This window comes from Octadecabacter arcticus 238 (assembly GCF_000155735.2).
In the GTDB taxonomy this organism is placed as follows: Bacteria; Pseudomonadota; Alphaproteobacteria; order Rhodobacterales; family Rhodobacteraceae; genus Octadecabacter; species Octadecabacter arcticus.
The window spans coordinates 5,125,473-5,143,684 of the sequence record NC_020908.1 but is presented as its reverse complement, the minus strand read 5'-3'; the positions used below and the strand labels follow the sequence as shown (position 1 = coordinate 5,143,684).

Below are 18,212 nucleotides of genomic sequence, written 5' to 3'. Positions count from 1 at the left end.
AAAGAGGGGGTTCCCTGTATGTTTACGAATGTTCCCAAAGATTTGCGCACAGTGATTCCCAAGGCAACTGTCTATCGCCAGCTGGGGAATACCTACCAAGATGCCCTTTGGGCTTTGCCCAAGGTTCATGCAGAGATCGACGCTCTCTTTGATCTGGAACGACGCACCACAGATGAACAACGGGCCAAAGAGCTTGTGCGGGAACGCCTTGGTGAACGCCACAAGTCCATGTTCATTGAGGGGGCTGTTGATCCTGAGTGGCCCGAGTTTGATGACTTCCAAGAGCTAGCTGAGGATGTGGCTCACTCTGTCCCCAAAGGCGTCACCCAGCAACTCAGAGCAGCATCCCCAACACCTGCCCCTATGTCACTGTCTAGGGTCCTGGAGGAATACTTTACCTACAAAGCGGAAGAGACGGACAATGGCCTCAGAACGCGCATTGACCGTATCCGCAAAGACCTGACCCTTTGCCTTGGCAAGAATCGCTTTGAGTGGACCGAGCTGAAGGATCTGACCCGGGCTGATGCCAATGCCTATCGTGACCTCCTCCTATCCCGCATGTCACCCAACTCTGTGCAGCGGAACCTTGGGGTGGTGAAGGCGGCCATTAATCACGTCCTGCTGGAGCATGATCTGGACTTCCGCAATGTCTTCCAGGCCATCAAGATAAAGGGAGCGGGAAGCAGCAATACTGATCGGCTCCCCATCAATGATGAACAACTGGCAACAATGGTGCCTGCCTTTGCCAGCAGTGACGTTGCCAAGGCTCTGCTCATCCTCCTTACAAATACCGGAGCCCGCTTGGCAGAGATCACAGGGCTGGAGGCCAAGGATGTGGACCTCGACAAAGCAATCCTCCACATCCGCCCCAATGACCGCCGAGGCCTCAAGACAAAGACCTCCACCCGTAGGATCCCGCTGTCACGGAGAGCTACAGAGTGCCTCATACAGCATCAGGTTGGACTATCGGATACCGACCCCATCTTTCCCACCTATGCTCAACGCAGGGGCAATGACAAAGCCTCTGCCATGCTGATGAAGCGTCTACGCACAGTCATCACTGACAAGAAGATCACAATGCACTCACTGCGGCACCGTATGAAGGACAAGCTGCGCAACTCTGGCTGCCCTGAGATTCTCTCCATGGAAATCCTTGGACATGCCCAGGGCAGTGTCGCTGCCAACTATGGCTCAGGCTATGCGATTGAGGTCATGCGGGAGGCGTTGGTGAAGGTGTGGGGGAGTGATGGGTGATGGGTGACTATCGGCCCACAGCGGATCTTTGAACAACCCGCAGCGAGCGGTGGCTCTGAGCCCATTTTACCAGAAGTTGCGCGTCGCCCGAATGTCGGTTTTCTTAGTCACTTTCAAATACTTTGGACAGAAATGCGATTTGCCGATTGATGGCCTCATCAAATTCAGCGCTTGGGTGCCAAAGCAAACCAAAGTGCCCACCGTCTATTTCGACAAACTCTTTCTCACCGGTAAGCCGGTCGAACACGGCACGCTGTATTTCGGGATTGCAATGAACCATCTCATCGTTGCGTCCGACCACCATCTGAACGGGCATACTCAAATAAGGTGCCGTCACATAGGGGTTGCACGCTACGGGCGTCTCGGGGATGACCCGCGAAGCCCAGTTTTCCCATCTACTGCCATGTCGGCCACCGTGTTCAATAAACCACCTGAACGCTTGGATTGGCGTTAGTAGCGATGGGGTGTTTTGTTGATCAGACGACACAACCGGCATTGGACCCGTTGTTTGTTCTGGTCCACCAGCCACATCGCCAATCTCGAAAACCTCTTTCATGATTTCAAACGCACCATCGTCAGTAAATCCCTGAGGAAGTGCCACTCCGCAAACTGGAATCTGCGCAACTATGGCTGCAATGTCGTCGATCAGCGCGCCCGCGACTAAGGCGAGGCCAGCGGAGAAGCTGTCACCCCAAAGAACGATCGGGCTGTCAGGCTGCTTCACTCGCAAGAACGCAACAGCATCACGGTAGCCGCGTGTTTGTATCCAAGGGTTAATTTCCTGACGCGGTTCGCCACCGCTTCGTCCAAAATTCTTATGGTCATAGAGCAGCACATCAAAGCCAGCAGCAAAGATGGCTTCAGCGTAGTGGTCTACTGTCATGCTGACTGTCGCGGTCGTACCGTGTGTCATGACGACGGTCGGGTTCAAACTGATTGCATGGCTGTAGTGCCGCCCCCGTAATTTCGCGCCCTCTGAGGCAAAACTCACTTCTTGAAACATGAGGCAACTCCTAGGCTCAGGACTCATAACCAAAATATGACGGTTGCGGCGAGAGCGATTGCGGAGAGGAAGACTGTTGGTGATCTGTCGTAGCGAGTTGCGACGCGGCGCCAATCTTTGAGCCTTCCGAACATTCTCTCGATACGGTTGCGTCGTTTGTAACGGGGCTTGTCGTACTTGACGGTCTTTTTGCGCGACTTGCGACCGGGGATGCAGGGCGTTGTGCCGTTGTCTACAAGGGTTTCACGGAACCAATCAGCATCGTACCCTCTGTCAGCGAGGAGCCAGTCAGCCTCAGGCAGATTATTCATCAAGGCGGCTGCACCAGTGTAATCACTGACTTGTCCTGCTGTGATGAAGAGGCGGATTGGTCGTCCGCTGGTGTCTGTGGCAGCATGTAGCTTTGTATTCATACCGCCCTTGGTCAACCCGATCAGGCGTCCTCGCCCCCCTTTTTTAACCGCAGGCTGGCGGCCGTACGATGTGCTTTGAGGTAGGTGGCGTCCACTGCCCGGCAGTCGAAACGCAGTTTCGATGAGAGGGGATTGAGATGGTTTTGTTGTCGGGGGCCTGCTCGGCCAGCCCCATCAAGATTTGGGCAAATATGCCCATATCACTCCAGCGCTTCCATCGATTATATGGCGTCTTCGGCGGTCCATACTCGGAAGGTGCATCACACCACCTTAAACCATTGCGATTGATGAAGATAATGCTACTCAAAACACGACGGTCATCCACACGAGCACGACCTCGGCTCTTTGGAAAGTACGGCCGGAGACGCTCCATCTGCGCCTCAGTCAGCCAATACAAATTGCTCATAATATCCCCCTACAATTGAAGACTATGAATCACCACAACGCGACAAACTCAATCAATTAATGGGTCCTGACCCTAGTGATCGGGAAAAAATACTCTCCGACCTCGGTCTAGAGGATTTCGTTAGGAAGAACGACGCCGGTCACTGGGACATCACAAATTTGGGAGCGATACTCTTCGCCCGTGATCTAACAGAGTTTCCTTCAATGGCGCGCAAAGCTGTTCGCTTGATCGTTTACAAAGGCAATGGTCAGAATGGTAACTGAACGAGAACAAGAAGGCCGCAAAGGGTATGCAGTTGGCTTCGAAGGTTTGATTGAGTTCCTCAAGGCCCTACTTCCAAGAAATGAAGTGATCGGGTCCGCGCTTCGTGATGAATTAACTATGTATCCAGATCTAGCCCTGAGAGAACTGATTGCGAACGCCGTGATCCACCAAGACTTCACGATCTCTGGAAGCGGGCCGATGGTTGAAGTTTTTGAAGACCGAGGCGAGATCACGAACACTGGTGTCCCTTTGGGCGACATAGACCGATTGCTGGATCAAGCACCGCGATCAAGAAACGAAGCCCTTGCAGCATTCATGCGACGCATAGGTGTCTGCGAGGAGCGTGGCAGCGGTGTCGATAAAGTTGTTTTTGAGAGCGAACTTTATCAACTCCCTCCTCCTCGATGGGAGACCAGCGGCAGTGCAGCTCGGGCCATCTTATTCGCTCATAAGGACTTCAAGGACATGGACACGGCAGACCGCTTACATGCATATTATCTTCATGCGTGTCTGAGGTATGTAAGTAAACATACAGGGAACCCCCTCTTTTTTTGGCATGATCTAAGGTGCGATTATTGCGCGAAGCTGGCGATATGGCTGGCGCGATATGAGGATTTTGATGATGAACAAGACTAGGCGTGGCCGAGGTTCCAAATACACGGATGATTTCAAGCGACAGCTTGTAGCGGAAAGCCACACTGCTGGCGTGAGTGTTCCAATGGTTGCCAAGAAGCACGGTGTGGGCACCAACCGGATTTATGCATGGCGCAGCGATGGGCGGTTTCAGCCTGACAAATCAGATATAGGCCAGTTCACCCCCGTAGAGATTGCCGATGCGGGTATGGTGGACACGCCTGCGTCATCCGGCACCAGCATCTTACCTGTCCCCCATATTGAGATCACACTTGAGAACGGTCGCAAGCTGAGCGTGAGCGACGGGGTTGATGCTGGCTTTGTGCTGGAACTGGCGCGAGGACTTGCAGCATGATCCCTGTTTTGGGGGATGCGAAGATCTGGCTTGCCGCAGGAGTTACGGATATGCGGCGCGGCTTCAACGGGCTGGCGGCGCAGACCGCGCAGGTTCTTGCAGCTGACCCTTACGCGGGGCATCTATTTTTGTTCCGTGGCCGTCGTGGCGATCAGATCAAGATGATCTGGTGGGATGGTCAGGGCGCGTGCCTGTTTACCAAACGGCTTGAACGTGGACGGTTCGTATGGCCCTCAGTCAAGGAAGGTAAAGTCAGCCTAAGCCGCGCACAGCTTGCGATGCTGATGGAAGGCATAGACTGGCGTATTCTCAAGAAGACATGGCGTCCAAGTATGGTTGGATAGCTGTATGTTTTATAGGACTTCTTGCCTTTGTGGGATTCCCATGATGCCCGAGATTTGGTATGTAATGGCATGAGTAAGACCCCTCCAAATCTGACTAATCTGCCCCCTGAAGTACAGGCATACGTTGCCGCGCAAACAGCGGAATTGTCAGAGCTGAAGCAAGCGTTTCTCGGGTCATCCCTTGGCCATGCGACGGTACAAAAACGCCTCAAGGATGAGATGGCATCAGTGGACGCCGCCCTGAGTGCCGAGCGCACCGCTCATGCGCGGGCCATCCAGAACCGAGACACCATCATCGCCGATCTGCGCCTGCAACTCCACGGTCACAACAAGCACCGCTTTGGCTCAAAGTCGGAAAGCAGTGCACAGCTGGCGCTTGAGTTGATCCTTGAAGAACTTGAGATCGAACAAGCCGTTGAGACAGATGATGAACCCTCTGACGCTGAGGCCAAGCCGCCCCGCACACCGCGCAAGCGCAAACCTTTCCCAAAGGGGCTGAAGCGTGTCCAAAAGACCATCACCCCCAGTGATGCTTGCACCGACTGTGGCGGCAGCTTCAAAGTGCTTGGAACGGATGTGATGGAGGAGTTGGAATATGTCCCGGGACATTACATCGTGAACCAAATTGGCCGCCCGCGTCTGGCCTGCACCTGTTGTGAGGCCGTTGTTCAGGCTGAGATGCCAAGCCGACCCATTCCGAAGAGCTTTGTCGGCCCCGCGCTGATGGCCCACATCCTGTGCTGTAAATACGGCTATCATCTGCCGCTGTATCGCCAGAGCCAGATGTTTGCCAACGAGGGCATTGATCTGAGTGGATCGCTCATGGCGGGATGGGTCGGCAAATGCACCAAACTGCTGGAGCGCGTCTCAGATGCAATCCGCGATCACGTCTTTGAGGCGCAGGCGATCTTCATGGATGACACAACGGTCAAGCTGCTCCAGAAGGGCAATGGCAAAGGAAAGAATAAGACCAAAACCGCGCGACTGTGGGTCTATGCCCGAAAAGAAGACACTTGGGCCAGCGGAGCTCCACCTGCGGTGTGGTACCAGTTCTCCACCAGCCGTGAGGCGGAGCATCCCAGCAAGCATCTCGAAAGCTATGAAGGCTACGCCCATGCGGATGCCTATGCTGGGTATAATGACGCCTACCGCACGGGGCGGGTCAAAGAGATGGCATGCATGGCCCATGTGCGGCGTGAGTTCTTTGACCTTTATGAAAGCACAAAGCTGCCCGTGGCGGGCGAAGCCGTGCTGCGGATTAAAAAGCTCTATGATGTTGAGACACAAGCGCGGTTCCTGCCCCCTGCGGAACGCGTGGCCCTGCGTCAGGAATACGCCAAGCCGATCTTTGATGACCTGGAAGTCTGGCTTAAAGAGCAACTGGGCAAGATCTCTAGCAAGACGCCGCTGGCCAAGGCGATCAAATATGCACTGGCGCGCCTGCCAAAGGCACGGCCCTATCTTGATCACGGCTTTCTTGAGCTGGACAACAACACAGCCGAGCGCGCAGTGCGCCCTGTGGCCGTGGGACGCAAAAACTATCTCTTCATGGGATCAGAAGCAGGCGGCAAATCTGCAGCAATTGCTTATACGTTGATAGAGACCGCCAAGATGAACAAAGTGAATCCCAAAGCCTGGCTCGCATGGGTGCTGGAACGCATCCAGGACCATCAAGCAAACCGTATCAACGATCTCATGCCGTGGGCCTATCAGGACATGATCGATGCTAAAAACGCCGAGGCCAAGGCAAAAGACGCAGCTTGATCAAGGGCAGCGTTGATGCTTACGTATGTAATGCGAGAAGAGTTGACCAACACCTCACTGAGAGAGAGGTTCGGTTTTGAGGAAAAAAATAGCTCTATGGCTTCCCGCATTATTCGTGATGCACTTGATGCCCATGTTATCAAACCCTACGATCCAGATCAGGGAAAATGGAATGCGAAGTACGTACCTGTATGGGCATAGTTTTGTTTGCAGTTTTGGCTCTTCTCCGCTTTGTTGAGTTATTCTAGGATTTCAAATAGAATATAGATTGATTATCTGGGATGGATGATTGTCTAATTTTGAGTTTGAAGTATTCGGTATCCCTGATGCCCCTGGCTCGTTTGCGGATCATTCCTATACTGACATTACCAGCCTCTATCCTGGCGCTTGTCAGCTTGTGTTTCGCGTAGTTGCATATGCCCACACAATGTTTTCTTAGGGATTTTGCGAACTTTTTCAGATAGAGCATGTGTGACTGATCTGCGATCAGGCACCAATTTTCCAGTTGCTCTGACATCCCCTCAAATGATGGGGCGCTGCACAGAGCCTGAAGCTGTTCTTTTAAGACGTAAAGCGTATTCAGGTTGCTATTGCTCTCCAGCAACGTTTGCAGCTTGTTACTTTGTTTTTCAGTCAACTTATCCGCATTTTGAGCAACAGATAATGCGTGCCCTTCATCAACTCTTTACCACTTGGATCGGCCTTCCTGAACTCAAGGCGACGCTGATTATGGATAGCCTTGCTGTAGTTTTTCATGACGTGGAAACGGTCAAATACGATGTCGGCCATCGGCAAGGACTCCCTGACAGCCTTTTGGTAGGCAGGCCCCATATCCATCGACACGGCCTTTATTTTATGGGCTGTATCTGGCTGCAGCTGTTTCAAAAACCTTGAAAAAACTTCGGCAGTTCGACCGGCTTCCACCCAGATCAGATGCCCTCCGACCATATCGTAGACCACCGTCATATAGTCATGACCTTTCGCCCGGGCCACTTCATCGACACCAATGTATTCCAAGCCAGCAAGCTGTGCGGGATCAAGCGCAGGGAGCGTTTCCATCAGGTATGCCTTGTCAATATTCTTTACCGTCTCCCATCGTATACCTAAATGCCTGGAGACAGCCAGAATGGATAAATGACGGCACAATCCACTGATAAGATGGCAAAATCGATGGGTGAAACGGCACCCTTTATCAACAAAAGGACACGCCTCAATGCGGCGCTCACCCTTGCTAATAAAAACCTGCGCTAGCTCAATCTCAATCACACAAGGATACCCAAAAAACGGGATGTCGTTTACTTGTCGGCGAATATGTTGGTTGATGCTACCCTTCTTGCCGGTTGCCGGTTGCAGGGTCTATAGCGCTCCTGCGGGCATCCCGACTGCACTGAACAATAACCTTCGCACCGTCTTCAGCCAGCTCAATTTCATTTACACGTTGCCCCTTCAGGCGTAAAATATGTTGCGAGATGTCGATGGTCATATACCTGAGTTATTGTCAAATCTGGTGTTTGAGTATTGTTGGTCATGCGGTGATCTGGTCGGGGTTTGTGGTTTCGATTCCGTCTTTGAACGTGACGCCTGTGATGACTTTTGCGAGGTAGTCAAAGCCGCGTAGCTTCCTCCAATTTTGCTCAGCACATTGCCCCAGTTTGAACATCATGTGCAGCATGCCATCGCGTGACAGGCAGCCCTTTGAACGCTTGGTACGATGCCGGATCGTCGCGAAGGCCGATTCAATTGGATTGCTAGTGCGGATGCTTTGCCAATGCTGCGCCGGGAAGTCGAAGAATGCCATGAGTTCCTCACGATCTTTTTGCAGGCATAGTGTGGCCTTGGGATATTTGGGTTCGTAGGTTTTGATGAACAGATCGAATGCCTTTTCTGCATCGACTTTGGTCTCGGCCTGCCAGATGTCGTGCAGCGCGGCCTTGGCTTTTGGCTGAGACAGCTTGGGTAAACAATTGAGCACGTTCATCGTTTTGTGTTGCCAACAGCGTTGATGGCGGGTCTCAGGATAGACTTCGTCCATGGCCGCCCAAAACCCCATGGCACCGTCCCCGATGGCCAGTTTGGGCGCATTCATGCCTCGGCTTTTGAGGTTAAGCAGAACCTCGCGCCAGCTCTGCGTGGACTCGCGCACCCCATCCTCAATTGCCAGAAATCGCTTCTTGCCACGGGCAGTTACCCCAATAATAACAAGGGCACAGAGCTTGTCATCCTCGCCCCGAAGGCCGCTGTGAACGCCGTTGGCCCAGATATAGACGATGGGCTCGTCATCTAACTCAGCGCCTTTCCAAGCCTCGTATTCATTGGCCCAATCGCGTTTTAAACGCGAAACCGTATTAGCCGACAAGCCAACGGCATCTGGGCCCAGAAGAACCTTGAGGGCGGGAGCCATCTCGCCGCTGGAGATCCCTTTGAGGTAAAGCCATGGCAAGGCCGCTTCCAGCGTCTTCGTGCGGCGCACATAGGGCGGCACCAGGGCAGACCGGAATGTCACCGGTGTGCCGTCCTTGGACCGAACCTTTGGAATGCGCACGCTCACAGGGCCAATGCCCGTTTGAAACGGGCGGGCCGGATGATGTCCATTACGCACGACTGCCGCGTGACCGGCATCGGTGCGTAAGCCGGTAAATTGCGCCAAATAACTGACAAGCTCAGCCTCAACTGCTGTCGCGATCAATTGTTGTGCTCCCGTTTTCAGCAACTCCGTCAACGCGTCCGTCATCTCGTCTCGACGCGCAAAATCAACAATGTTAGTAGTTCCCATGGTGGTGTATCTCCTTTGGTTGGGCTGCTGTCTTCCAACAACAATTCAACCAGATACGCCGCCAACCTTCAAACCACTCAAACACCAGATTCAGTCATAGCTCCATATAACTGCCCTATGTAAAGTTGTCAGAAACCTAACATATCAATAGGTTACTTGATGGTCGGCATCTTTTCTTACTCAACAAAGCGGAGAAGAGCCGCAGTTTTCTTGACTGAGTGAGGTCACGAACCCATAGGACATAACGAAAATACAATGATTACAATAACTTGATATCATTCGAGTTGTTTGCTGGTTATTTGACTGGAAAGTGTCGGAGACAAATGTGGGCGTCAATAATGGGATCACTTTGCAACCTGATCACTAACTGAGATTGCGCGGTAACCCGCCCAACGCGCGTTCCGTGGGCATATCCCGCAAAGACATGAAAACCGCGAAACTGACCGATCCGCTTGGAGATCTGGCAGATGACATGAAGCTGACAGGCTTTAGCCATCTACCGATCCTGAACGACCAAGATGTCTTGATCGGGGTGTTCAACGAGGCGGCGGTGTTCAACTTTCTTTGGCGCGAGACCGAGCAAATCGTTTCACGTTCCATGACCCATCATCCCCATGTCCACATGATCGTGCCGGGCGGGGGCCTGTCCCCGGACGGCACCCGATGGGTCGCGTGCAAGCCGGGCTTCTTTCTGCATGTGCGGGTGCTGTCGCGGTTGTTCCGTCGCCTGTTTATTGAAAGGCTGCTGGCCTTACATCGCGCAAGGGAATTGGTCTTCTTTGGTGATCTCGCTGAACTATCGGAACCGCAGGCCTTCGCCGCATATCTCGCCCCGTTGCGCAAAATAGAATGGGTGGTCTATGCCAAACCGCCCTTCGGCGGACCCGAGGCCGTGCTCGCCTATCTCAGCCGATATACGCACCGTGTGGCGATTTCAAACAGCCGTTTGATAAGTGCTGATACCAACACCATTGCGTTCCAATGGAAAGATTATCGCGTCAAATCTGGTGATAGGCGATCCGTCATGCGCCTTTCCACATCCGAGTTCATCCGCCGCTTTCTGATCCATGTGCTACCGGACCGGTTCCACCGGATCCGCCACTATGGTCTGCTCGCCAGCGCGCAACGAAAAGCTAATATCGCAAAGGCTCGGACCTTACTTGGCGCACAAACCGCCAAACAGGATGACCCACCAGTCGCCGAGGTCACCCCTCTCACACTGCGAGAACCATGCCCCGACTGCGGCGGGCAAATGCGCATCATCGAGACTTTCCAGCGCGGTCAAAAACCGCATTCCCGCGCACCGCCCAGAAAGGCCGCCGCATGACGGGGCGCACGCCACCAATCAACGACTATTCTCTGAACGGCATCGCGTTCAGCGCTGATATCGGTTTGCATAAACGGGAAGTAACAGCACTTGGTGCGTTCGAAATTGAGACAAAGCACTCCACAAAACAAGCGCAAGCGCATCAATTCTCGGCGCATGAAGCAAAGGACCACCAATTCGAAGTGCCCTCGGAAGAACCAACTTCGCGCTTTCCCCATAGGGCAAACCCAGACCCCACGGCTTCCTCCTAGTCATGTTTCCCAACGCGGGCCACCGTCGCACCAAGAGGAGAAGACACGCTCAGGCCCGCATCGAAAAACCTAAACGGTTAACGCCTACGGATCATTCATTCGGCAATCCTTATCGCAAGACCCTGTTGAAGCAGAGCTATATTCCAGGCGACTCAATGAGGTTCTTGAAAGCTCTTGGAGTGCTCGAGAAGTGATTCACCCAGTGGATGTCGCCTCAGTCATCGAAAGCTTCAAACCAAGATCGGCCTTGTTGTCAGAGATGGCAGAGGAATACCTGTCCCTCAGGAGCATTGAGCAAACCCCACTCAGGGTCGCCTTAACCACGTTTATTGCGGTGGCTGGAGACAGAGATGTCAGGCAGTATTCTCGTGAAGATACGAAGGTGTTTCGTCCGACATCTGACCAAGAAGGGAAACAAGACCGCGACAATCAGGCGCAGGGTCAACAGCCTTTCAGCTATACTCAACTTTGCCTACTCGGAGCTGGACCTAGACAAGAGAAACCCTTTCAAACGATTGATGATCCAAGGTGAGGGAGAAGACAGCTTCAAGCGAGGGGTCTTTACCTATGAACGACCAAATTTATGTGGGCATTAACAACGGCGCCTATAAAGCTGGATTTTCGTCAGATCAGGCAATTTATGCAGCTGCATTCACTGCCTATTTTGATACGCTCAACACGTTGGAATTGCGGCTCGCTGCCGATGACCGTCCATTCCTGACGGGCGATACCTTCACCGAGGCCGACCTACGTCTCTTTCCAACGCTCTATCGGCATGACCCAGTTTATTATGTGCGGATGAAGTTGAACGGAGCGAAAATTCTGGATTATCCGCATCTGTGGCGTTGGCTATGCCGCGTTTATGCATTGCCCGGCGTTGCTGATGCCAACTCCTTGGTTCATTGTCGGCAGGGTTATTTTGGCAGATCCTGGAACAATGTCGTGCCTTTGGGTCCGTTCTCTCCGACGTCCTATCCAGACGCTTATTTGCACCCTGAGCTTTCATCTTAAGGTCGTTGGAGAGCTTTAAAACAGTGCAACTTGTGAATCAATCGGCGGTCTAAGTCGTTGGCTTTTGTTCATCGTAGCCACCGTCACCATTCAAGCGCAACCCCGTCAGATACCATGCGAGACGCACCCAACCGACCCCCGAAAGTAAGCGGCACGTTGACCTACACACGGGACTATAAAGCTGCTATTTCACCCGTGAAAACATGCAGTCGCATGGTGGGTAGGGACCCCTTTCGGGCCTCATCGCATGTTAAAGGAATATGATGACAAACCACCTTTATCAGAATGATTTGCCTGACGGCCTCGATCTTGGGGCTGTTGTGGCGATTGATTGTGAAACGATGGGCCTGAACCCGCATCGCGATCGTTTGTGCCTCGTTCAGCTAAGCGGCGGTGACGGGAACTGCCATCTGATCCAAGTTGCTGGCGGCCAGACCACGGCGCCGAACCTGTGCAAAGTCCTTGCCGACCCGCAGGTGCTGAAACTTTTTCATTTCGGTCGCTTCGATATTGCTGCGATGCTCAATGCATTTGGCACCGTCACGGCGCCTGTTTACTGCACCAAGATCGCAAGTAAACTGATCCGGACCTACACCGATCGCCATGGGCTGAAAAACCTGCTGCAAGAATTTCTGCGCGTCGACATCTCCAAGTTCCAGCAACAAAGTGATTGGGGCGCAGATCAGCTGTCCAAAGCACAACTTGATTATGCTGCATCGGACGTTCTGTATCTTCATAAATTGCGCGATGAATTGAACATCCGCTTGGCACGCGAACTTCGCACCGACATGGCGCAAGCTTGCTTTGACTTTCTGCCCATGCGTGCGCAGCTTGATCTGGCAGGCTGGCCCGAACAGGATATCTTTTCTCACTGATGGCACATAATCCAAAATTCACCGATACCGCCCGCCGCGTGATCCGCGCTGAAGCAGACGCGCTGATGGCATTGGCCGATGCGATAGATGGCAGCCTTGCTGATGCCGTCGAGCTAATCCTGAACGCCAAAGGCCGGATCATCATTTCCGGCATCGGAAAATCGGGCCATATTGCTCGGAAAATTGCAGCAACCTTGGCCAGCACGGGGACACCTGCGCACTTCGTTCATCCCGCCGAGGCGTCGCACGGCGACCTTGGGATGGTCACACGGGGCGATGTGGTTCTCGCCATTAGCAATTCCGGCGAAGCGCCTGAGCTCGCCAATCTCATTGCTTATACCCAGCGATTTGCCATCCCATTGATCGGCGTAACCAGCCGCGCCGAAAGCTCACTCGCATCGCAATCCGACATTGTCCTCTTGATGCCAAAATTGCCTGAGGCCTGCGGCACCGGCGTGGTGCCGACGACATCCACGACGATGACATTGGCGCTGGGCGACGCGCTTTGCGTGGCGATCATGGAACACCGCGCCTTCACGCCCGACAACTTCCGTGACTTCCACCCGGGCGGCAAACTCGGCGCACAGCTGTCACGCGTTGGCGACCTAATGCATAAAGACGACGCCATCCCGCTGGTTGGCGAAAAAACCCCGATGAGCGATACCCTGCTGACGATCAGTCAAAAGGGATTTGGTGTGGTTGGTGTTCTGGACAACAATGGCTACCTTGCGGGTATCGTGACCGACGGCGACTTGCGTCGAAATATGGCCGGATTGTTGGACCTGACTGCGGGCGAAGTAATGACACGCGCGCCCGGAACAATTGGTCCCGCATCCTTGGCAGAAGAGGCTGTGAACGTGATGAATGAACGTAAAATCACCTGTCTGTTTGTGGTCGATCCTAACGGGTCGCGCAAAGTAGTGGGCATTTTACACATCCATGACTGCCTTCGCGCTGGTATCGTGTAGCGATGTTAGGCGACGATAATCTATATTCGAAGTTCGTCGGCTTTCTAAAGATCACATTGCCACTGGCTGCATTGGCGCTGATGTCGACGGTCTTCCTGTTTGCGCGCGCACCGACGCAAGACAGCGCCGTTCCCTATGCCGAAATCGAAGAAGTTGCCCGTGAACCGCGCCTGTCAGGTGCGCAAGTTTCCGGCGTCGCGGACGACGGATCCGTGATCCAACTTACGGCTGAAACGGCGCGCCCCCTTGGCGATTTTTTGTTGGTTGAAACCATGTTCGCCTCAATTGATGTGGTTAACGGAACTCATATCGACATCCGTGCCGGTCGGGGCGAGATCAACAATGCCACACGCATCGCGCGTCTGACCGGACTGGCTCGTATTGAAACATCAAACGGTTATGAAATGGAAACCGCAGGCATCACTGCGAATCTTACCACCGGACAAATTACCTCTGATGGCGCCCTCGAAATTCAAGCGCCCTTTGGGTCCTTGACGGCGGGCCAGATGATCATTGAAACGCCCGAAGGGATGGGCGGTCAAGTGATGCTTTTCCAAAACGGCGTTCGGCTGGTATACACGCCGCAACAATAGGATTCTTTGACGTGAAATTTTTCAAAACTACTTTGTTCTGCGCGGCCCTGATCTGTGCAGCCCCTGTGTTCGCCCAAACCGACATCAACCTTGGTGCGATCAACGCGGACCCGACTGCGCCGGTAGAAATCACAGCTGATAGCCTCAGCATTGATCAAGCGTCTGGCACGGCGATCTTCATCGGCAACGTCGTATTCGGCCAAGGCGACCTGCGATTGAACGCTGCGCGCGTGCAGGTCATCTATAATGATGCATCCGGCGATATCAGCCGCTTGTCTGCGAGCGGCGGCGTGACGTTCGCGACGGCAACCGAAGCCGCCGAAGCGTTAACGGCTGACTATAATCTTGATACAGGAACGCTAGAATTGGCAGGCGATGTGTTGTTGACCCAAGGGGCCAGCGCAATCTCGTCAGATACCATGCGCGTGAACTTGTCTGATGGCAGCGCCCAAATGGAAGGCCGAGTGCGCACGATATTCAACCAAGGCAACAACTGATGCCAAAATCCGGACATGGATTGACGATCACAGACGGTGACGTCGGCCTGAAGGTCGTCAACTTAAGGAAAAGCTACCGTAAACGGATGGTCATTCGTGATGTTAGCCTTGAACTGGGTCGTGGCGAAGTTGTTGCGCTTCTTGGGCCAAACGGATCGGGCAAAACCACGTGTTTCTATGCCATCGCAGGTCTTGTGACACCCGAAGCCGGCAATGTTATTGTTGACGGCCGCGACATTACAGCCTTGCCAATGTATCGCCGTGCAAAACTCGGTATCGGGTATTTACCGCAAGAAATGTCTATTTTTCGCGGGCTAAGCGTCGAAGACAATATCCTTGCGATCCTTGAAATTGCAGAACCCGACCGCACCCGTCGACGCGAACGACTCGAGGAGTTGCTGTCAGATTTTTCGATCGAACATTTGCGCCGCGCCCCCGCGATGGCCCTGTCAGGTGGTGAACGCAGGCGTGCAGAAATCGCAAGGTGTCTGGCGGCTGATCCAAAATATGTGCTGCTGGATGAACCATTTGCTGGCGTTGATCCGATTGCTGTGGGCGAAATTCGCCACCTCACGGCAGACCTGAAAAACCGTGGTATTGGCGTGCTCATAACCGACCATAACGTTCAGGAAACACTACAGATTGTCGACCGGGCCTACATTCTGCATGACGGCAAAATCCTGATGTCCGGCACCACCGATGAGGTCGTGCGCGACGAGAACGTGCGCCGCGTTTACCTTGGGAATTCCTTCCGCGTTCCGTGATCTGTTTACAGATGTCATTGACAGACACCCCCTTTTTGTCGCCAACTACAAAGGATGACAGAACAGGTTTCCAATGCAAACTGGTCCACGCCTCACAGGCGCCAGTGGCACACAACCCATCCCCTGCCATCACCCCTGACAATTCCAGCGTAACTTAACGTATCCTTAATCGTTTTGACGCCCGAATTGCCTTTAACGACGAAAAAGGAGACGAGATGCACTATCAGATCACAGGAAAGCAAATCGACATTGGTGAAGCCCTGCAAACCCACGTGCAGACTGAAATGGGAGAGGTTTTTAGCAAATATGCAGGACGCCCGACCAACGCAATTATTGTTTTTTCCAGGAGCGGGCACGAATATGTTTGCGAGGCTGAAGTCCATCTTTCAACTGGTTTGACCGCGCAAGCCAAAGGCAAAGGCACTGAAATCTATGCAGCTTTTGATGGTGCGTCCGAGAAAATGGAAAAACAGCTTCGGCGGTATAAACGCCGTCTGAAAGACCACCATAGGGACCGATCACAACCCGTTGAACTTTCTGATGCGGGCTCGTATATCCTCGCTTCGAATGATGAGTCGGATGATCAAGAACTGGACGGCGTAAACTCTATGATCGTGGCTGAGATGGAGACCAAAATCCCATCAATCTCCGTTGGAGAAGCAGTTATGCAAATGGAGATCGCCGATGCGCCGGTCTTGGTTTTCCGAAACGAAGGACATAGCGGAATCAACGTTGTTTATCGCCGCGAAGACGGCAACATCGGTTGGATAGACCCGCGTAACACAGGCTAGTTCGGGCAATGTCCGACGTGATTTGAAGCATGACAATACAAGACATTCTTCCGGCGGCTGGGATTAAGGTGATTGCTGCAGCAAGCAGCAAGAAGCGCATGTTCCATGACATTGCCGATATGGCAGAATCTTGCTTTGGAATGAGGCAGTCCGTTGTGATTGATGCCCTTGTGGACCGCGAAAGCCTTGGCCCCACAGGTGTGGGCCATGGCGTCGCGCTTCCCCATGCGCGTCTTCCGGGGTTGGAGCAGGTCTGCGGGCTGTTCTTACGGGTGAAAAAGCCACTGGATTTTGATTCGGTGGATCGCCAACCAGTCGATCTCGTCTTTGCCCTTTTTGCTCCTGAGGACGCTGGTGTCATCCATCTCAAAGCACTGGCACTCGTGTCGCGTACGCTTCGCGACGAAGGCATTTGTGCCAAGCTTCGGGCGAACGAAGACCCCTCCACGATTTACACGATCCTGACGGAAGCGAGTTCTGCGCAGGCAGCCTAATCCCAGTCGTCTATAAATACGGCCCAAACCCGAACGTAATATAGTCGCGCTGGTAAACGTCGTGGACAGCGGCCTCAATTTCATCGTCATAAATTTCGGTCAATAGTGCTGAATGTGGATCAGTCATATCCGCGATCTTTGGCATTGTTGATTTGCCAACCTGCGCCGCCAGAATCGCAAGGTCTTCTTCCAGTCGCCCTTCGCGCAGAATCAAATCGGGCGATGCGAATTCCGCGAATCCCTGCAACGCCTGTGACTGTGTTGCCCAATGTGCATCCACACGGATTGTCGTTTGCGATGCAATATTCGATTTCACAAACTTCAAGAATGCCAGAAATGCCGCTCAGTGTTCTAGCGAAGTGTACGCCGAATCAGGATATTTTGCCGGGATCGGCAATTTGAATTGGTTGCGTAAAATATTTCTAATTTCGGTTAGACTGCCCTCATTCGTTGTCAGTATTTTATTGCAGAACGCTGCATGGGCGCGGGCAACTGGATGGCGCAGAACCGTAAAACTACGATGCCCGGGCAGTTGTCGTTTCCATTGGCGCAGGGATTTTTGCGTGAGCTTCCCCAAAAGATCGTCCTGCCGCGCATCATCAAGGCCCGCCAACCATTCTATTACAACCGCGACGGGGCCAGATTTAATCGGCAAGTACAAAAGCGGGGATTTGGACGCGGCAATATAGCTTGGCACCGCGGGCCCACGGCGCGGTTCAAAGTTCGGCGTGCGGTTCAGGTTAAACCGATCCAGTTGCGCGAGCGCTGCTTCCATCTCACCGAAATTCTCGACTTTTTTGGACAATGCGCTTGGGTTTTGTTTCTTTAATGACGAGTCGAGCGTTTCTAGACGTTCGTAGACACCAAGAAAGCCAGCAAGTCCGTTCATCACATCAACATCTTGCAAGTCTTCATAATCCACATAAAACGCAGTCTGTCCGGCCTTCTGCAACGTGTTGAGAAGACGTACCTGAAACGCCTGTAGTTTGTCGATGTGTTGCCTGAATTCAGTCGCTTTGAACGTCACAGTGTCTTCGCGCAATCGTTTTACATCGGTCAGTTTCCACTGGCCGGTGGCCTTAGCGATTTTCCAGCTGACGTAGCTTTCAACCGGATTGCGCGTCAAAATAATCTTGGCGCAACGACGATCGGCCATCACAGTGTCAAATACCCGTGGGTCATGGTCGTTGAAATATCGAAACCCGTTCAATCCATCGGCAACTTTGACTTTTTCCAGCAAAATCTGCGGGTCCGCGTTGCGATCTTCCAGCGTCACACCCAAAATCTCTGTTCGGTTCGGATAGCCAACAAAATGCGGATTATACGCCTCACCAAGGCAAGCCAAGCCATCAAACGCGTTGATGTTGGTTTCCAAAAAGTTGGACCCAGTACGCATTTCCGCGAACACGACAAAATAGTCAAAATCACCCAT

General features: G+C 53.1%; 15 protein-coding genes and 4 pseudogenes. 14 read left to right on the top strand and 5 right to left on the bottom strand.

From position 1 onward, the window contains the following. Positions 1-18 precede the first annotated feature (18 nt). The gene (locus tag OA238_RS26630; protein ID WP_015497557.1) at positions 19-1,254 is read left to right on the top strand and encodes a tyrosine-type recombinase/integrase; all 1,236 of its coding nucleotides are present in this window, start codon (positions 19-21) and stop codon (positions 1,252-1,254) included. A gap of 103 nt (positions 1,255-1,357) precedes the next feature. Here the strand turns inward: OA238_RS26630 and OA238_RS29470 are convergent, their stop codons facing one another. After that, the gene (locus OA238_RS29470) at positions 1,358-2,257 is read right to left on the bottom strand and encodes an alpha/beta hydrolase (protein WP_015497556.1); all 900 of its coding nucleotides are present in this window, start codon (positions 2,255-2,257) and stop codon (positions 1,358-1,360) included. Positions 2,258-2,280: 23 nt separating this feature from the next. Then, positions 2,281-3,076: pseudogene (locus tag OA238_RS31050) on the bottom strand (IS5 family transposase). Between the two features lie 252 nt (positions 3,077-3,328). Here OA238_RS31050 and OA238_RS26615 point away from each other — a divergent pair. From OA238_RS26615 to tnpC, 4 genes are all read left to right on the top strand, one after another. Further along, positions 3,329-3,976 carry an ATP-binding protein gene (locus OA238_RS26615; protein ID WP_051076619.1) on the top strand — a complete coding sequence of 216 codons (648 nt, stop codon included), beginning with the start codon at positions 3,329-3,331 and terminating at the stop codon, positions 3,974-3,976. After that, positions 3,960-4,328, top strand: coding sequence for a transposase (locus OA238_RS26610; protein WP_015494727.1), 369 nt, complete (start codon positions 3,960-3,962; stop codon positions 4,326-4,328). The genes OA238_RS26615 and OA238_RS26610 overlap by 17 nt, the downstream gene beginning before the upstream one ends. Continuing rightward, complete coding sequence (gene tnpB, locus OA238_RS26605; protein WP_015494728.1) at positions 4,325-4,672, top strand: IS66 family insertion sequence element accessory protein TnpB; 348 nt, start codon at positions 4,325-4,327, stop codon at positions 4,670-4,672. Before OA238_RS26610 ends, tnpB begins: the two co-directional genes overlap by 4 nt. 69 nt (positions 4,673-4,741) lie before the next feature. Then, positions 4,742-6,436: an IS66 family transposase gene (gene tnpC / locus OA238_RS26600; protein WP_051076421.1), complete on the top strand. Its 1,695-nt coding sequence runs from the start codon at positions 4,742-4,744 to the stop codon at positions 6,434-6,436. A 244-nt stretch (positions 6,437-6,680) separates the two neighbouring features. Here the strand turns inward: tnpC and OA238_RS26590 are convergent. Both OA238_RS26590 and OA238_RS26585 read right to left on the bottom strand, forming a co-directional pair. Further along, positions 6,681-7,919, bottom strand: a pseudogene (locus OA238_RS26590) (ISL3 family transposase). 42 nt (positions 7,920-7,961) lie between these two features. Further along, complete coding sequence (locus OA238_RS26585; protein WP_015497186.1) at positions 7,962-9,209, bottom strand: IS256-like element ISOan6 family transposase; 1,248 nt, start codon at positions 9,207-9,209, stop codon at positions 7,962-7,964. A gap of 595 nt (positions 9,210-9,804) precedes the next feature. On the opposite strand from OA238_RS26585, the pseudogene OA238_RS26580 reads away from it, so the two are divergent. The 9 genes and pseudogenes from OA238_RS26580 to OA238_RS26530 form a co-directional block, all read left to right on the top strand. Then, positions 9,805-10,536: pseudogene (locus OA238_RS26580) on the top strand (IS91 family transposase); the annotation flags it as partial. Positions 10,537-11,354: 818 nt separating this feature from the next. Then, positions 11,355-11,798 carry a glutathione S-transferase family protein gene (locus tag OA238_RS26565; RefSeq protein WP_044037725.1) on the top strand — a complete coding sequence of 148 codons (444 nt, stop codon included), beginning with the start codon at positions 11,355-11,357 and terminating at the stop codon, positions 11,796-11,798. A 263-nt stretch (positions 11,799-12,061) separates the two neighbouring features. Next, positions 12,062-12,673 carry a ribonuclease D gene (locus OA238_RS26560; protein WP_015497551.1) on the top strand — a complete coding sequence of 204 codons (612 nt, stop codon included), beginning with the start codon at positions 12,062-12,064 and terminating at the stop codon, positions 12,671-12,673. After that, positions 12,673-13,641, top strand: a complete 969-nt coding sequence (locus OA238_RS26555) for a KpsF/GutQ family sugar-phosphate isomerase (RefSeq protein WP_015497550.1) — start codon at positions 12,673-12,675, stop codon at positions 13,639-13,641. The genes OA238_RS26560 and OA238_RS26555 overlap by 1 nt, the downstream gene beginning before the upstream one ends. Positions 13,642-13,643: 2 nt before the next feature. Then, the gene (locus OA238_RS26550) at positions 13,644-14,234 is read left to right on the top strand and encodes a hypothetical protein (RefSeq protein WP_015497549.1); all 591 of its coding nucleotides are present in this window, start codon (positions 13,644-13,646) and stop codon (positions 14,232-14,234) included. 11 nt (positions 14,235-14,245) lie between these two features. Beyond that, positions 14,246-14,731, top strand: a complete 486-nt coding sequence (gene lptA / locus OA238_RS26545; protein WP_015497548.1) for a lipopolysaccharide transport periplasmic protein LptA — start codon at positions 14,246-14,248, stop codon at positions 14,729-14,731. Beyond that, the gene (gene lptB, locus OA238_RS26540) at positions 14,731-15,495 is read left to right on the top strand and encodes an LPS export ABC transporter ATP-binding protein (RefSeq protein WP_015497547.1); all 765 of its coding nucleotides are present in this window, start codon (positions 14,731-14,733) and stop codon (positions 15,493-15,495) included. Before lptA ends, lptB begins: the two co-directional genes overlap by 1 nt. 215 nt (positions 15,496-15,710) lie before the next feature. Further along, entirely contained in the window at positions 15,711-16,286 is a 576-nt protein-coding gene (hpf, locus tag OA238_RS26535) for a ribosome hibernation-promoting factor, HPF/YfiA family (protein WP_015497546.1), read from the top strand. Between the two features lie 29 nt (positions 16,287-16,315). Continuing rightward, entirely contained in the window at positions 16,316-16,780 is a 465-nt protein-coding gene (locus OA238_RS26530) for a PTS sugar transporter subunit IIA (RefSeq protein WP_015497545.1), read from the top strand. A gap of 10 nt (positions 16,781-16,790) precedes the next feature. Here OA238_RS26530 and OA238_RS26525 read toward each other — a convergent pair. Beyond that, positions 16,791-18,212 (bottom strand): annotated as a pseudogene (locus OA238_RS26525) (sulfotransferase family 2 domain-containing protein).

Bases quoted from the DNA above. Each gene is read 5' to 3' on its own strand.
- OA238_RS26630 (WP_015497557.1), top strand. From the start codon at position 19: ATGTTTACGAATGTTCCCAAAGATTTGCGCACAGTGATTCCCAAGGCA.
- OA238_RS29470 (WP_015497556.1), bottom strand. From the start codon at position 2,257: ATGTTTCAAGAAGTGAGTTTTGCCTCAGAGGGCGCGAAATTACGGGGG.
- OA238_RS26615 (WP_051076619.1), top strand. From the start codon at position 3,329: ATGGTAACTGAACGAGAACAAGAAGGCCGCAAAGGGTATGCAGTTGGC.
- OA238_RS26610 (WP_015494727.1), top strand. From the start codon at position 3,960: ATGATGAACAAGACTAGGCGTGGCCGAGGTTCCAAATACACGGATGAT.
- tnpB (WP_015494728.1), top strand. From the start codon at position 4,325: ATGATCCCTGTTTTGGGGGATGCGAAGATCTGGCTTGCCGCAGGAGTT.
- tnpC (WP_051076421.1), top strand. From the start codon at position 4,742: ATGAGTAAGACCCCTCCAAATCTGACTAATCTGCCCCCTGAAGTACAG.
- OA238_RS26585 (WP_015497186.1), bottom strand. From the start codon at position 9,209: ATGGGAACTACTAACATTGTTGATTTTGCGCGTCGAGACGAGATGACG.
- OA238_RS26565 (WP_044037725.1), top strand. From the start codon at position 11,355: ATGAACGACCAAATTTATGTGGGCATTAACAACGGCGCCTATAAAGCT.
- OA238_RS26560 (WP_015497551.1), top strand. From the start codon at position 12,062: ATGACAAACCACCTTTATCAGAATGATTTGCCTGACGGCCTCGATCTT.
- OA238_RS26555 (WP_015497550.1), top strand. From the start codon at position 12,673: ATGGCACATAATCCAAAATTCACCGATACCGCCCGCCGCGTGATCCGC.
- OA238_RS26550 (WP_015497549.1), top strand. From the start codon at position 13,644: ATGTTAGGCGACGATAATCTATATTCGAAGTTCGTCGGCTTTCTAAAG.
- lptB (WP_015497547.1), top strand. From the start codon at position 14,731: ATGCCAAAATCCGGACATGGATTGACGATCACAGACGGTGACGTCGGC.
- hpf (WP_015497546.1), top strand. From the start codon at position 15,711: ATGCACTATCAGATCACAGGAAAGCAAATCGACATTGGTGAAGCCCTG.
- OA238_RS26530 (WP_015497545.1), top strand. From the start codon at position 16,316: ATGACAATACAAGACATTCTTCCGGCGGCTGGGATTAAGGTGATTGCT.